Annotated in this window: 13 protein-coding genes; 4 read left to right on the forward strand and 9 right to left on the reverse strand. The window is 68.7% G+C overall.

Translation table 11 applies throughout. The annotated features are described in order from the left end of the window. The first annotated feature begins 1 nt into the window (after position 1). The 3 genes from A8M77_RS25190 (at position 2) to A8M77_RS25200 (ending at position 1832) form a co-directional block, all read left to right on the forward strand. Positions 2-745, forward strand: coding sequence for a lysophospholipid acyltransferase family protein (locus A8M77_RS25190; protein ID WP_086924255.1), 744 nt, complete (start codon positions 2-4; stop codon positions 743-745). 374 nt (positions 746-1119) lie between these two features. Next, a complete protein-coding gene (locus A8M77_RS25195) occupies positions 1120-1497 on the forward strand; it encodes a hypothetical protein (RefSeq protein ID WP_086924256.1) in 378 nt (125 codons plus the stop codon). Continuing rightward, positions 1494-1832, forward strand: coding sequence for an I78 family peptidase inhibitor (locus A8M77_RS25200; RefSeq protein ID WP_086924257.1), 339 nt, complete (start codon positions 1494-1496; stop codon positions 1830-1832). The genes A8M77_RS25195 and A8M77_RS25200 overlap by 4 nt, the downstream gene beginning before the upstream one ends. Positions 1833-1860: 28 nt before the next feature. On the opposite strand, the gene A8M77_RS25205 is transcribed toward A8M77_RS25200, so the two are convergent. The 7 genes from A8M77_RS25205 to A8M77_RS25235 form a co-directional block, all read right to left on the reverse strand. After that, a complete protein-coding gene (locus tag A8M77_RS25205) occupies positions 1861-2934 on the reverse strand; it encodes an NUDIX domain-containing protein (protein WP_086924258.1) in 1074 nt (357 codons plus the stop codon). 120 nt (positions 2935-3054) lie between these two features. Beyond that, a complete protein-coding gene (locus A8M77_RS25210; RefSeq protein WP_086924259.1) occupies positions 3055-4038 on the reverse strand; it encodes a Bug family tripartite tricarboxylate transporter substrate binding protein in 984 nt (327 codons plus the stop codon). A 38-nt stretch (positions 4039-4076) separates the two neighbouring features. After that, positions 4077-6017 carry an acyl-CoA synthetase gene (locus A8M77_RS25215; RefSeq protein ID WP_086924260.1) on the reverse strand — a complete coding sequence of 647 codons (1941 nt, stop codon included), beginning with the start codon at positions 6015-6017 and terminating at the stop codon, positions 4077-4079. Between the two features lie 75 nt (positions 6018-6092). Beyond that, positions 6093-7244 (reverse strand): acyl-CoA dehydrogenase family protein, encoded by a 1152-nt coding sequence (locus A8M77_RS25220; protein ID WP_086924261.1) that lies wholly within the window; start codon positions 7242-7244, stop codon positions 6093-6095. 13 nt (positions 7245-7257) lie between these two features. Next, on the reverse strand, positions 7258-8466 hold the full coding sequence (locus tag A8M77_RS25225) for an acyl-CoA dehydrogenase family protein (RefSeq protein ID WP_086924262.1): 1209 nt from the start codon (positions 8464-8466) through the stop codon (positions 7258-7260). Positions 8467-8477: 11 nt separating this feature from the next. After that, entirely contained in the window at positions 8478-9668 is a 1191-nt protein-coding gene (locus tag A8M77_RS25230; protein WP_086924263.1) for an acetyl-CoA C-acyltransferase, read from the reverse strand. 21 nt (positions 9669-9689) lie between these two features. Further along, positions 9690-11825, reverse strand: a complete 2136-nt coding sequence (locus tag A8M77_RS25235) for a 3-hydroxyacyl-CoA dehydrogenase NAD-binding domain-containing protein (RefSeq protein WP_086924264.1) — start codon at positions 11823-11825, stop codon at positions 9690-9692. A 143-nt stretch (positions 11826-11968) separates the two neighbouring features. Between A8M77_RS25235 and A8M77_RS25240 the strand changes: the two genes are divergently transcribed. Continuing rightward, complete coding sequence (locus A8M77_RS25240; RefSeq protein WP_086924265.1) at positions 11969-12889, forward strand: LysR family transcriptional regulator; 921 nt, start codon at positions 11969-11971, stop codon at positions 12887-12889. On the opposite strand, the gene A8M77_RS25245 is transcribed toward A8M77_RS25240, so the two are convergent. Beyond that, positions 12890-13249: a hypothetical protein gene (locus A8M77_RS25245; protein WP_086924266.1), complete on the reverse strand. Its 360-nt coding sequence runs from the start codon at positions 13247-13249 to the stop codon at positions 12890-12892. It abuts the gene before it with no gap. Positions 13250-13570: 321 nt separating this feature from the next. Beyond that, complete coding sequence (locus A8M77_RS25250) at positions 13571-14482, reverse strand: LysR family transcriptional regulator (protein ID WP_086924267.1); 912 nt, start codon at positions 14480-14482, stop codon at positions 13571-13573. Positions 14483-14489: the final 7 nt, after the last annotated feature.

A 14489-nucleotide genomic window follows, 5' to 3' on the forward strand; every position in this document is an offset into this window, starting at 1 on the left:
GATGCAGTCCTTGTCTGCTTTTCTCAAACTGCTGCGCGCCCTGGCCCATGCGCATGCCGGCTGGTGGACCATCCGCACCAAGTTCCCGAAGCTTTCCCAGGCCGAGCGTGAGCAGCATGTGCAGGAATGGGCGCAGCAGATGCTCACGCTCATGGGCATCCGCCTGGAGGTGCGTGGCACACCGCCCGCGCAGGGGCCTGTGCTCATGGTGAGCAACCATGTGTCATGGCTGGACATCCTCACCATCCACGCAGCGCGGCACGTGCGCTTCGTCTCCAAGGCGAACGTGCAGCGCTGGCCGCTGATCGGGACGCTGTCCAACGGCGCTGGTTCGCTCTACATCGAGCGCGAGCGGCGCCGCGACGCGCTGCGCGTGGTGCACCACATGACCGAGGCGCTGGGCAAGGGCGACGTGATCGCGGTCTTTCCAGAGGGCACCACCGGCGACGGCAGCACCTTGTTGCCCTTCCATGCCAATCTGCTTCAGGCGGCCATTTCATCCGGCGCGCCGGTTCAGCCAGCGGCACTGCGCTTTGCCGATGCGGCCAGCGGCGCCACCAGTCTTGCGCCGCGTTACATCGGGGCGGACAACCTGTGGGTGTCGCTCTGGCGAGTGCTGAAGGCGCCGCCGCTGCTGGCGATCGTGCACTTCGGCGAGCCGCAGGCATCCTGGGGACGGGACCGGCGGGCTTGGGCGCTGTCGCTGCATGCGGACGTGCAGGTCCTGTGGCACGAGACTCACTGAACGCCGGCCCAAAAAAACAGCGCCCCGAAGGGCGCTGTGCAACGGCGCCAAGGGCGCCGGGGAGGAGGAAACAGTGGCGTTCGTCGCTGTCGGGATGCCAACGGAAATCACGAACCTTTTTCCGATGGCGTTGAGCACAGCTTAGTTGCCATCTCGGGGTCCTTCCTGCCGGAAAAGGCAATCCCCGTGCGTGGTCCCCGGCCTACAGGCGGCCTTGCCGGAGCAGCTTCTGCTGCACCGCGGCGAACGTTGCGTGAACGAGTCGACGCGGCTGACAACCCGACGGCGATCGAATCTGGTCAATTGTCGCGAGAGATCGAGCGCTTGCGCAGCGCCGGACATCATTCGCGCACATTCAGCCAACCGGACGAGCCATGGACGCCATTCTTCTGCTGATCGCCATCAGCTTTCTTTCCGTGCCCTTTCTGCAGGAATCCGAAGCCCAGGGGGCGAGGCTTCGGCGCTTTCCGGACCTGCCACAGATTCTGCGACTGGCGCATGTACGTCGATGCGGCTGGCTCGGCCCCTTCTGCGGCCTCACTCTTTTCCTCTTCATCCTGGTTCTGGCCCGCGGGCGCGCTGCCGCCGTGGACGGCCTGGTCCTGGCCCTTCATGCCGCCATCATCCAGTGCGTGCTGTGGACGGTGGTCGTCCTGAACGTGCGCCGTCGGGCGCGTGCTCCGAATGGTCAAGGAGTCGCACTCGGCACGGCGGCATGCGCTGACGTTCAATCACTGTTGCACCGCTCATGAGCGCTGGCGGCCGCTCGGTTCGGCTGGCGCCGTTCCTGCTGTCATTGGCCGCGCTGGGCGCCTGTCAGTTCCGCGGCGAGCCGAGACCTCTTTCATCGGATGCTCCTTCGCCACCGGCCTTCGTCGATGCGCCGGCGCGCTGCACGGCGGCGCGTATCCGATTCGGACTGGGCCAGCGTGCCAGCCTGCCCCTGCTGGAGGAAATGCGCCTGCGTGCTGGCGCGCGTCGGGCGCGCATCGCGTTGCCGACCGACGCGCCGCTGCCCTATGACGCCGCACGCCTGATGGTGGACATCGAGCCGAACGGCCGCGTGGTCGGGGCGCGCTGCGGCTGACTTCCTGCCTCGGGCGCGTCTGCGCGCTTCAGGCGTCGATGGGAGGGCGGGGCAGCAGGCCCAGGAAGTGGTCGAGCATCTGGAAGTGATCGTCCAGGAGCTGGTCCTCCAGGCTGGTCAGTGCCTGGACCGGGATCCACTCGGCGGCCGCGGCATCGTCATCGGCACGCACGGCGGGCGGGTGGCGATCACCCAGATCGAAGAAATGACCGTGAGTGATGGTGCGGCCGCGCTGGCTTCGGTCGGGGCGGTCGAAGACCTCGGTGCTGGCCAGGCAGGCAAGAAGTTCAGCCGGGGGCAGGTCCAGATGCGTCTCTTCCTCCAGCTCGCGCAGCGCGGACTGCAGTGTCGTTTCCCGCAGTTCCAGGAAGCCGCCCGGCACCGCACGCAGGCCCTTGCCCGGTGCGTGGCCGCGGCGGATCAGCAGCACATGCTCCCCGCACCTGACCACGCAATCCACCGTGACCAGAACGACCGGGTAGGGCGCCACCGACCAGGAGGCATCGTGCTGACGCAGCATCTCCCATTCCTGGGCGAGCGCGGCATGATGCGGCGTCTTCATCCATGATTGCAGGAAGCCCAGAGTGCCGGCCGGGACTGCGCGTGACAACGCCTCCGGTGCGTCTTTCGCGCCGCTGAAAAGGGCCTCGCGGACAGTGGCCGCGCTCGCGCTGTGTACGCGCTCGATGGCATGGAGCGTCCAGCCGTCGAAGCCGTGCAGGTAGTCCCGCGTGGCGTCCTTGACATGGCCGACCAGCACGGTGCTCGCGGGAGATGCCACGCCCTGAAGGGCCAGCGCCGCATCGACGGCGAGGCGCAGCTCGACGAACCAGCGCTCCTCGTCGAAGTGGTCGCGCATCGGCACGAACAGCACCCGGGCACGGTCGGCCTCGTCCAGTGCCAGCCGGATCATGTCCGCGCGCTCCTGCCAGCTGAAGGGATTCTTGGGCGAACGCGCCTGGAAGGCCGAGCCGATCACCACCGCCACGTGGCGCGCCGCATCGAGGGCCCTGCGCAGCAGGACCTGGTGGGCATTGTGGAAGGGCTGAAAGCGGCCGACAAGAACCGCGAGGTCATGGCTGGCGCTCGGGCGGTGGATCATGTTGAGGGTGGAGTCGCCGCGGCGAGCGCGTGAGGATCTTCCATCTTACCCACGAAGCCGTCCCATCAGGAGATCGACCGGCGCGCCGCTGGGCCGGCCGTCAAGCGTCAGCGCGACAAGTCAATCCAGCTTGACACCCGTCTCCTTGATCAGCCGCTCCCACGCCGGCCGTTCCTTCTTGTACGCGGCGGCGAAGGCCTCGGGCGAGCTGTCCTTCAGCTCGAAGCCCATGGCCGCCACTTTCTGCTGCACGTCGGGCTGCTGCGTGGCCTTGCGGATCTCGTCGGCCAAGCGCTTGACGATGGGCACCGGCGTCTTCGCCGGCACCGCCACCGCCAGCCAGCCGGTCAGGCGATAGGTGTCGTCCTTCAGGCCCTGTTCTGCGAGCGTGGGCACGTTGGGCAGCGTGGAAAGGCGGCGCTCGCCGGTCACGCCGATCGCGTTGAGCTTGCCGGCCTCGATCTGCGGCTTGGCCTGCAGCGCGCTGGCGTACGCCATCTGGATCTGGCCGCCGATCAGGTCCTGGATCATCGGCGCCTCGCCCTTGTAGGCCGCGTGGTTCATGTCGGCGTTCTGCGTTGCGCTCATGTGGGCGCCGGCCAGGTGCGGGTAGGCGCCCAGGCCGTAGGAGCCGTAGGCCAGCTTGCTCTTGTTGGCCGCCACGTATTTGAGCAGCTCGGGCCCGGTCTTGGCCGGCACGCTGGGATGCGTCACCAGCACCAGCGGGCCCATCGCCACCTGGTAGACCAGGGTGAGGTCGCGCTCGGGGTTGTAGGGCAGCTTTTCGTAGAGGAACTGGTTGGTCAGGAGCGCGTTCGACAGCGACAGCGTGATGGTGTAGCCGTCCGGCGCAGCCTTCGCGACCGCGTCGGTACCGATGATGCCGGCCGCGCCGGGCTTGTTGTCGATCACCACCGGCTGGCCCATGCTGGCCGACAGTTTCTCGGCGAGCACGCGCGCCAGCACGTCGGTGCCGCCGCCGGCGGCGAAGGGCACGACCATCTTGATGGGCTTGCTGGGGTAGTTCTGGGCGAGCGCGGGCGCTCCGGCGGCGAGGGCGAAGGCCGCGGCGAGGAGCGAGCGGCGGGTCGGGTCGAATCTCATGGTTGTCTCCGGATGCATCGGGAAGGGAGTAACGGGGCCTACTGCAGGACCACCGTGGACTTGAACGGCAGCCGGCCGATCGACTGCGACAGCCGCTCGTGCAGCGCCTGCGCCGCCGGGCCGGCGGCCGCCGCATCGATGACGATGCGCAGCGCGCTCTCGCCCTCGGGCTGCACCGCGGGCCGCGCGGCAGGGCCCAGGTCGAGGTCGGCCCAGGCCTCCTCGACCAGCGCCTCGGCCACGCGGCGCGCGGCCAGGGCGCGCAGCTCGGGCTTGTAGATCTTGCCGACGTTGGTCATCGGCATCTGCTCGATCACCACCACCGACTTCGGCTTGGCCGGCGCCTCGTCCACGCGCGCGGCGGTGAAGGCCAGCAACTCGGCCTCGCTCGCCTTCATGCCGGGCACCAGCGTTGCGAAGGCCACGGGGAGCTCGCCTGCATAGGCATCGGGCTGGCCGACCGCGGCACACAGCTGCACGGCGGGATGCGCGCCCAGCGCATCCTCGATGGTCTTGGGGTCGATGTTGTGGCCGCTGCGGATGATCAGGTCCTTCGAGCGCCCGCTCAGGTTGAGCCGCTCCTCGCCATCGATCCAGCCCAGGTCGCCGGTGGCCAGCCAGCCGTCGGCGGTGAAGGCCTTGGCCGTGTCGGCCGGGTCGACGAAGCCCGAGAACAGGTTGGGCGACTTGAACAGCACCATGCCCTGTTCGCCCGGCGGCAGCTCGCGGTCGCTGGCGTTGCCGTTCGCATCCAGCGCCACGATGCGGATCTGCACATACGGCAGCCGGAAGCCGACGCAGCCGGGCGGGCCGATCACGCCCGGCGGCGTGATGGTGGAGATGCCGGCCATCTCGGTCATGCCCAGGCTCTCGTGCACATGCAGGCCGAAGAGCCGCTCGAAGCGCGCCGCCAGCTCGGGCGGCAGCACGGCGGCGCCCGTGCGGCAGTAGCGGATGGAGGAGATGTCGGCGCCAGCCAGCGGCACGTTGGCCAGCGCCGCCAGCACCGTGGGCACGGCCGACAGCGTGGTCGGACGGTACTTCTCCACCAAGCGCCAGTAGTTGGCCATCACCTGCTTGTTGCGCAGGAGCGTGGTGGTGGGGATGACCACATTCACGCCGGCCGAGAGCGCGGCCAGCGAGGCCGGCAGCACGCCCGCCACGTGGAACAGCGGGTAGCCGTTGATCGTCGTGTCTCCCGGCCCCAGGCCGGTCATGTTCACGCTGGCGAAGGCGGTGAAGACCTGGGCGCCATGGCTGTGGCGCGCCAGCTTGGGCGCGCCGGTGGTGCCGCCGGTATGGAAGTAGGCGGCGATGTCGGTCGGCTGGATGTCGCGACCGCTCACCAGGCGGTCGTCGGGCTCGGCCGCGCGCGCCGCGGCGAAGTCGAGCACGCCCTCGGGCAGCGCGCCTGCGGCACCCGGCGCCTCGTCGTGCGGCGCCACGCGCAGCACGGTGGTCAGCGTGGGCACCTGGCCGCGCAGGCGCATCGCCTTGGACCACATGCCGCCATCGTTGTCCGTGCCATATGCGATCAGTACCTTGGCGCGGCCGGCCGTCATCAGCGAGACCAGTTTCTCGTCGGTGAGCAGCGGATTGAGCGGCTGCGCGATGCCGGCCGCACTGCCGCCCCACAGCGCCAGTTGATTGTCGAGGCAGCCCGGGAGGAGGATGGCCACCGCATCGTCCGGCCCCACGCCCAGCGTGTGCAGCAGGTTCGCGGTCTGGTGGATGCCCGCCAGCAGCTGCGAGTAGGTCCAGAGGATCGGCTCATCGGCCGGGTCTCCGGTGCGCAGGAAGGTCAGCGCCGTTTTGTCGCCGAAGGCCGCGGCCGAGTTGCGGAAGATCTCGTAGGTGCTGCGCACCGTCAGCGCCTCGGCCAGCGGCGTCTGCTCGAGCCGGCGCACGTCCTCGATGCCGCGGATGGGGAAGGACGCACTGAAGGGCGCGGCCGTGCCGCGTGTCTCGCTCGTGCTCATGGACAGTCTCCTCATTCTGGCGTGGGCCGATGCGCGCCGCGAGCGCGCGGGCCCGCATCGCCCGTTGTCACGACCTCAGTGCGCGGCGGCCATGGCCTGCCGGCCGAGGGCGGCGAAGCGCTGCAGGTGGTGGTCCTCGTCGCCCAGCTGGTGATCGATCATCACCAGGCGCTTGGCATAGTGAGCGAGCGGAAGCTCCCAGGTCATGCCGATGCCACCATGCATCTGGATGCTTTCCTCGGCCACCAGCGTGCCGATGCGGCCGATGCTGGCCTTGGCGGCCGACAGCGCGCGCTCGCGCGCCACGCGGTCCCCGCCGTCGATCGCGGCAGCGGCGTTGATCACCGCCGAGCGCGCCTGCTCCACTTCCAGCAGCAGGTCCGCCATGCGGTGCTGCAGCGCCTGGAAACTGCCGATCAGCTGGCCGAACTGCTTGCGCGTGCGCAGGTATTCCAGCGTTGCCGTCTTCGCCGCTTCCATCGCGCCCAGGCTTTCGGCGCACAGCGCGAGGATGCCGCGGCCGATGGCGCGCTCGAGCGTCGCATGGCCATGGTCTTCGGCGCCCAGCAGCGCGTCGGCGGGAAGGGCCACGCCGTCGAACACGACCTCGGCCACGCGGCCGCCATCGATGGCGGGGCAGGCGCGCACTTCAACGCCTTTCGTCTTCGCCGGCACCAGGAAGAGCGAGATGCCCGCTTCGTCGTCGTCCGCGCCCGATGTGCGGGCCGAGACCACCATCAGGTCGGCGTGCTCGCCCTGCGGCACCACCGCCTTGGCGCCGTTCAGCAGCCAGCCGGTGCCGTCGCGCTCGGCGCGCGTCCGCACATGCGCAAGCTCGTAGTGCGCGCCGGGCTCGTCATGCGCCAGCGCGGCGATGGTGCTGCCCGCGATGATGCCGGCGAGATGTTCCTTCTGCGCATCGCTGCCCGCCGCGGCAATGGCCTCGCCGGCCATCACCGCGCCCAGCATCGGCTCGACCACCAGGCCGCGGCCCAGCGCCTCGAAAACGACGGCGACATCGAAGCCGCCGCCGCCGAAGCCGCCGTCCTCCTCGCGGAACAGGGCGCCGATCACGCCCAGTTCGGCGAACTGCTGCCAGATCTCGGTGCTGTAGCCCTGGGCCGACTTCGCGATCCTGTCGCGCGCCTCGAAGGCATATTGCTCGGCGATGAAGCGGTTCAGGCTGTCCGCGAGCATGCGCCGGTCTTCGGTGTGTTCGAAGTTCATGACGTGTCTCCTCTCAGAGGCCCAGGATCATCTTGGAGATGATGTTCTTCTGGATTTCATTCGAGCCGCCGAAGATCGACAGCTTGCGGTTGTTGAAGTACTTGGCCGCGGCGGGCGCCGCCTCGGCCGGGCCGAAGGGCACGCCGTCGAAACCTTCCTCGAGCGCGGCCTCGACGTAGGGCCGCGCATAGGGCCCCATGGCGCGCCGGATCAGCGACGAGATCTCCTGCCGGATCTCGGTCCCGCGGATCTTGAGCATCGAGCTCTCCGCGCCCGGCACGCCGCCGCCGGCCACCGCCGCGATCACGCGCAGGTTGGTGGTCTTCATGTTCTCCAGGTCGATCTCCACCCGCGCCATGCGCGCGGCGAAGGCCGGGTCTTCCGCGAGCGGCTTGCCGTTCTTCGTCTGCTTCGCGGCAATGGCCTTGAGCTGCTCCATCGCCGCCACCGAGAAGCCCACGCCCGCGATGTTGGTGCGCTCGTAGGTCAGCAGGTACTTGGCACAGGTCCAGCCCTTGTCTTCCTCGCCGACCAGGTTCTCGGCCGGCACGCGCACGTCGGAGAAGAAGACTTCGTTGACCTCGTGGTCGCCGTCCAGCGTGATGATCGGCCGCACCTCGACGCCGGGCGAGTTCATGTCGACCAGCAGGAAGCTGATGCCCTCCTGCTTCTTCGCCTCGCGGTTGGTGCGCACCAGGCAGAAGATCATGTTGGCGTGCTGGCCCAGTGTGGTCCAGGTCTTCTGGCCGTTGACGATGTAGTGCGGACCCTGGGCGTCGATGCCGCGCACGGCCGAGGTCTTGACCGAGGCCAGGTCCGAGCCGGAGCCCGGCTCGGAGTAGCCCTGGCACCACCAGTCCGAGCCGTCCAGGATGCGCGGCAGCCAGCGCTGCTTCTGTTCCTCGCTGCCGTACTTGATCATCACCGGCCCCAGCATGTTCACGCCGAAAGGCACGATGCGCGGCGCATGGGCCAGCGCGCATTCGTTCTCGAAGATGAACTTCTCGATCGCCGTCCAGCCCGGTCCGCCGTACTGCTCCGGCCAGTGGTTGGCGAGCCAGCCACGCTCGTTGAGGATGGCGTGCCATTGCGCCATGTCGTCCTTGCCCAGGTGCTTGCCGGTGGCCACCTTGTCGGAGAGGCGCTTGGGCAGCTTCTCGGCGAGGAACTGGCGCACCTCGTCGCGGAAGGACTGCTCTTCGGGGGTGAAGTTGAGATCCATCGCCGGTCTCCTCAGAAGATTTCGAACAGGCCGGCGGCGCCCATGCCGCCCGCGATGCACATGGTCACGACCGCGTACTTCGCGCCGCGCCGCTTGCCTTCGATCAGCACGTGGCCCGCGAGCCGCGCGCCCGTCATGCCGAAGGGATGGCCGATGGAGATCGCGCCGCCGTCGACATTGAGCAGCTCGGACGGAATGCCGAGCTTCTCCTGGCAGTAGATGGACTGCGAGGCAAAGGCCTCGTTGAGTTCCCAGAGGCCGATATCGTCGACCTTCAGGCCGTGGCGCGCCAGCAGTTTCGGCACCGCGAACACCGGGCCGATGCCCATCTCGTCCGGCTCGCAGCCGGCCAGCGCCAGGCCGCGGAAGGCGCCCAGGGGCTTCTGGTTGGCGCGCTCGGCCTCCTTGGCTTCCATCAGCACGCAGGCCGAGGCGCCATCGGAGAGCTGCGAGGAGTTGCCGGCGGTGACGAACTTGTCGGCGCCCATCACCGGCTCCAGCTTGGCCAGGGCCTCGTAGGTGGTGCCGGCGCGGTTGCAGGTGTCGTGGTCGATGGTCACTTCGCGGTGGCTGACCTGCTTGGTTTCCTTGTCGGTCACTGCCATGGTGGTCGTGCAGGCCACGATCTCGTCCTTGTAGCGGCCGGCCTGCTGCGCTTCCGCCGTCTTGCGCTGGCTTTCGACCGAGAAGCGGTCCTGTGCCTCGCGGCTGATGCCGTAGCGCCTGGCGACGATGTCGGCGGTTTCGATCATCGACAGGTACAGCTGCGGCTTGTGCTCGACGATCCACGGGTCCATGCCCGAATCGCCGCTGTCGGTGGCGCTGCGCGTGCGGATCTGCGAAATGCTCTCCACGCCGCCCGCGATCATGGCCGGCACGCCTTCGAGCACGATGCGGCCCGCCGCCATCGCGATGGCCTGCAGGCCCGAGGCGCAGAAGCGGTTGACCGTCGTGCCGGCGATCGTGATCGGCAGGCCGGCGCGCACGACCGTCTGGCGCGCCACGTTGCGGCCGGTGGTGCCCTCGGGGTAGCCGCAGCCGAGGATGGCGTCCTCGATCAGCGCCGGGTCGATGCCGGCGCGCTCCACCGCCGCCTTGACGGCGAAGGCGGCCAGCGTCGGGCCGGGGGTGATGTTGAACTCGCCGCGGTGTGCCTTGGTCAGCGGCGTGCGGGCGGTGGAAACGATGACGGCTTCACGCATGGGTGTCTCCTGCTGGTCGATTTACTCGGACTGATTGAGGCTCGCGAAATCGGCGCCGCGTTCCACCAGCTCGACCAGGAGCGGAGAGGGCTGCCAGAACAGCGGGTCTTCCTTGGCGAACTCGCGGATGTCGGCCAGCACCTGGGGCAGGCCCACCGTGTCGGCGTACTTCATCGGCCCGCCGCGGTGGCGCGGGAACCCGTAGCCGTAGAGGAAGGTCACGTCCACGTCCAGCGGGCGCAGCGCGATGCGCTGGTGCACGACGTTGGCGCCCTCGTTGATCATCGCGGCCATGTAGCGGCGCATGATCTCCTCGTCGGTGAAGGGGCGCGGGGTGATGCCGGCGCGCTGGCGCTCGGCGTCGATGATGGCCAGGACCTCCGGGTCCGGCGACCCGGTGCGCGCGCCCTCGGGGTAGAGGTAGTAGCCGCGGCCCGTCTTCTGGCCGAACCAGCCGCGCTCGCAGATGCGGTCGGCGATCTGCACGTAGCGCGCCTTCGGGTCACGCGTGGCGGCCTTGCGCTTGCGCGTGGCCCAGCCGATGTCGCCGCCGGCCAGGTCCGAGACCTGGAAGGGGCCCATCGGGTAGCCGAACTCGCGCACCGCCTTGTCGATCTGGTAGGGCGAGGCGCCGTCTTCCATCATGTGGTCGGCCGCCTGGCGGTACACCGCGAGGATGCGGTTGCCGATGAAGCCGTCGCACACGCCGGCGCGCACCGGCGTCTTCTTCAGCTTCTTCGCCAGCTCGAAGCCGGTGGCGACCACGTCGGCGCTGACCTTCGCCGGCACCACGATCTCCAGCAGCTTCATGATGTTGGCCGGCGAGAAGAAGTGCAGGCCCAGCACGTCGGCCGGGCGTGAGATGCTCGCGGCGATTTCGTCGATGTCGAGGTAGGAGGTGTTGGTGGCCAGCACCGCGCCCTTCTTGCACACGCGGTCCAGCTCGGCGAAGACGGCCTTCTTCACGCCCATGTCCTCGAACACGGCCTCGACCACCAGGTCGACCCCGGCCAGCGCGTCGTAGGCGGTCGAGCCGCTGAAACGCGCCATCACCGCCGCCTTGGCCTCGGCCGTCATGCGGCCCTTGGCGATCAGGCCGTCGTAAACTTTCTCGACGTGCGCGCGGCCGCGCGCCAGGCTGGGCTCGTCGCGCTCGATCATGGTCACCGGCAGGCCGGCGTCGAGCATCGCCACCGCGATGCCGGCGCCCATGGTGCCGCCGCCGACGATCCCGCAGGATTCGATGGCGCGCGGCTTCGCGGCCTTGGTCTCGGGCGCCTTCAGCACTTCGCGCTCGGCGAAGAAGGCATGGATCAGGCCGGCGCGCTGCGGGCTGTCGATGCACTGCAGGAACAGCTTGCGCTCCAGCGCCATGCCCTCGTCGAAGGGCTGATCGAGGGCGGCCTCGGTGGCCTCGATGATCTTCATCGGGGAGAACAGGCCGCGGCTCTTCTTCGCGGTGTCGGCGCGGGCCGCCTCGAGCGCGGCCCGCTGGGCTTCCTTGTCAGCGAGCGCGGCGCCGGCATCGCGGGTGCGGCGCACCGGCGCCTTGGCCGCGACCAGTTCCTTCGCATAGGCCAGGCCTTCCGCCAGCGCATCGGCGCCTTCGCCCAGGCGATCGGCCAGGCCCAGGGCCAGCGCTTCCTTGGCGCCGGCGTGGCGGCCGCTCAGCATCAGGTCGAGTGCGGCCTTCACGCCGATCAGGCGGGGCGCGCGCTGCGTGCCGCCGGAGCCGGGGATCAGGCCCAGTTGCACCTCGGGCAAGCCGAGCTTCGCGGAAGGCGCGGCCAGGCGGTAGTGGGCCGAGAGCGCGATTTCCAGCCCGCCGCCCAGCGCCGCGCCATGGATGGCCGCGACCACCGGCTTGCTGCAGTTCTCGACACGCGCGCAGACTTCGGGCAGCGACGGCGGCTGCGGCGGCTTGCCGAATTCGCGGATGTCCGCGCCGGCGATGAAGGCACGGCCCGCGCCGGCCAGCAGCACGGCGGCGACGGCGCCGTCCGCCTCGGCTGCGTCGATGGCCGCGACCAGGCCGCGGCGCACGTCCACGCCCAGGGCATTGACGGGCGGGTTGTCGATGGTCACGACCAGCACATCGGCCTGGCGCTCGAAGCGGACGGGTTCGGGAACGGAAGAAGAAGTGGCGGGGGTGGCCATGCGGGGGGTGTCTCCGTTAGGGGGCGAACCTGGGCCGGTTCGCTAGGCGGGGGGAATCCGCCATTCTTCGACATGGCCCTCGTTTTGACAATTGCATCGCCGGTTGACAGACTGTCAAAGAATTTTTGACACAATCGTCACCGATGGACTTGCAATCGCTGACTCTGCTGGTGGAAATCCTCGATGCCGGCAACCTGAGCGAGGCCGCGCGCCGGCTCAAGATGAGCCGCGCCAACGTGAGCTACCACCTGAACCAGCTGGAGCGCTCGGTCGGTGCCCAGCTGGTGCGCCGGACCACCCGCCGCGCCGAGGCCACCGAGATCGGCCAGCGCCTCTACCAGCACGGCCTGGCCATCCAGAACGAGTTGCAGGCCGCGCGCGAATCGGCCTCGTCGCTGGGGCAGGGGTTGGTGGGCCGCGTGCGCTTGTCGGTGCCCAGCGGCTATGGCCAGCTGGTCATGTCGGACTGGCTGATCGAATTCAAGCGGCTCTACCCGGGCATCGTGCTGGACGTGCTGTTCGAGAACCGCATCGAGGACCTGCTGCGCGACGAGGTCGACATCGCGGTCCGCGTCATCCCCGAGCCGCCGCAGAACCTGGTGGCGCGCGACCTCGGGCCGGTGCGCTACGTGGCCTGCGCCTCTCGCGCCTACGCGCAGGCGCACGGCCTGCCCACGCAGCTCGACGACCTGCAGGGCGCGCCCATGGTCACGGCCGCGGTGATCGGCCGCCAGCTGCGCGTGGCCGCCTACCAGGGCGAGGAGCGGCGCGAGGTGGTGCTCGAGCCCACGCTGGTCTCCGAGAACTTCCTGTTCCTGCGCCAGGCCATCCTGGCGGGGCTGGGCATCGGGCTGGTGCCCGACTACGTGGTGCAGGAGGACGTCCGCCGCGGCGCGGTGCTGACCACGCTGGACGACTGGCGACTCAGCATCTTCGGGACGCAGATGTTCATGCTGTACATGCCGAACCGGCAGCACACGCGGGCCACGCGGACGTTCATCGATTTCATCCTGGAGCGGGCGAGAGGTGGCGATGTGAAGACCGACCCGACCAATCTCCGCTAGCTACTGCAGCGCGTATCGCCTGTAGAGCTGTTGCTCCAGATTTGGTGGCGTGACGCAACGAGCCAGAAGTTCGACGGACATGTGACTCCATCCTCTTTTCCTGTCGAACTGACTTCCGTGCTTCGAAGCTGAAACCTGCAGCCTCACCATTTGATGAGACGAGCTGAAGTTTTCCGCTTCAGCAATGGCCTGCCGCATGTCTTCCTTGATTCTCGTTTCGGCCGCCTTGTTGTTCGCTTTGCCGGCCATATCCAGAGCGTTGCTGTAAGCGAGTTCCACGCGGCGCCGATAGTCGAACGTCTGGCCGGCAGCGATTCTCGAAGCATCCCCGCCACCGTTATTGACGCTGTGCTGGTGCACTCGGTGATTCATGATGACGTGGCCGACTGGTGCCGTCGCTGTGCACGAGCGCGGACAGTCACTGCCACCCCAACTCGCCGTACATCGCGCTTCGCAGCCCGCGACCCACTTCTCCGTTCCGACTTGGCAGAACTCTTGGGCGCCCGCTGTGCCGAGCAGCGCGGAGCAGGTGGCGAAGACAACGGCGAAATTCCTCATACTGAACCTCCAGACTGATGCGTCTCTGACACCCCAAGGTGTTTACACAGCTATTTTTCTTGAGGCGCAGACACATGGCATCCCGGCGAGGGGATGTGCTGAGTGGTTCCAACAGCATGTCTGCTAGGGCGCCAAGTTAGTCTCGCCCAGGGGGCGCAGTGTGTCCCGCAGGTAGTCCGTCAACACCCGCACCGCATGCGACGGATGCCGGTCCTGCATCGTCAGGATGTAGAGCGCATTGCCCAGCCCCTGCGCCTGCCAGTCCGGCAGCACGCGCCGCGCGCGGCCGGTGCGCCGATCTTCCGTCATCGCGTAGTCCGGCAGGAGCGCGATGCCAGCGCCGGCCAGCATCGCGCTTCGCAGGAAAGGGAAGTGCTCGCTCTGCAGATGCGGCGGCAGCCGCAGTTCGCGCCGCTGTGCCGCCTGCTGCAGCACCAGCCGGAAGAGGCGCTCGGGGCCAGGCGTGCAAAGCATGCGATGCGTCTCCAGGTCCTCGGGCACAGCGATGGCGGATCGCGCGTCGAGGTACGCCGGCGCGGCATACAGGCCCCAGTTGATCGGGCACAGCTCGCGTGCCACCTGCTCCGGCGGCGGGTAGGAGGTGATGCGCACGGCCACGTCGATCTCCGCGGCGATCAGGTCCACCACGCGGTTGGCGAACAGCACGCGCAGCGAGATGTCGGGATGGGCCTGCTGGAAGGTCAGCAGCTTCTCGCCCAGGTAGAACTCGCCCAGCCCGCTCGGGATGCTGAGGCGCACGTGGCCGCGCACCGTGCGGCCCAGGCTGTCGATGGCGGCGCGCGCCGCGTCCACCTCGGCCAGCATGCGCAGCCCGTGCTCGTAGAGCTCGCGGCCGGCATCGGTGGGTGCGAGCCGGCGCGTGGTGCGGCGAAGCAGGGTGGCGCCGACCTGGCGCTCCAGGCCCTTGAGTTCCTTGCTGATCTGCGAGCGCGTCACGTTGCGGCGGCGCGCGGCTTCGCTGAGGTTGCCGGCGTCCACGATCTCCACCAGCGTGCGAACCAGGTTCAGGTCCATGGAATTG

The organism is Variovorax sp. JS1663 (assembly GCF_002157355.1).
In the GTDB taxonomy this organism is placed as follows: domain Bacteria; phylum Pseudomonadota; class Gammaproteobacteria; order Burkholderiales; family Burkholderiaceae_C; genus Variovorax.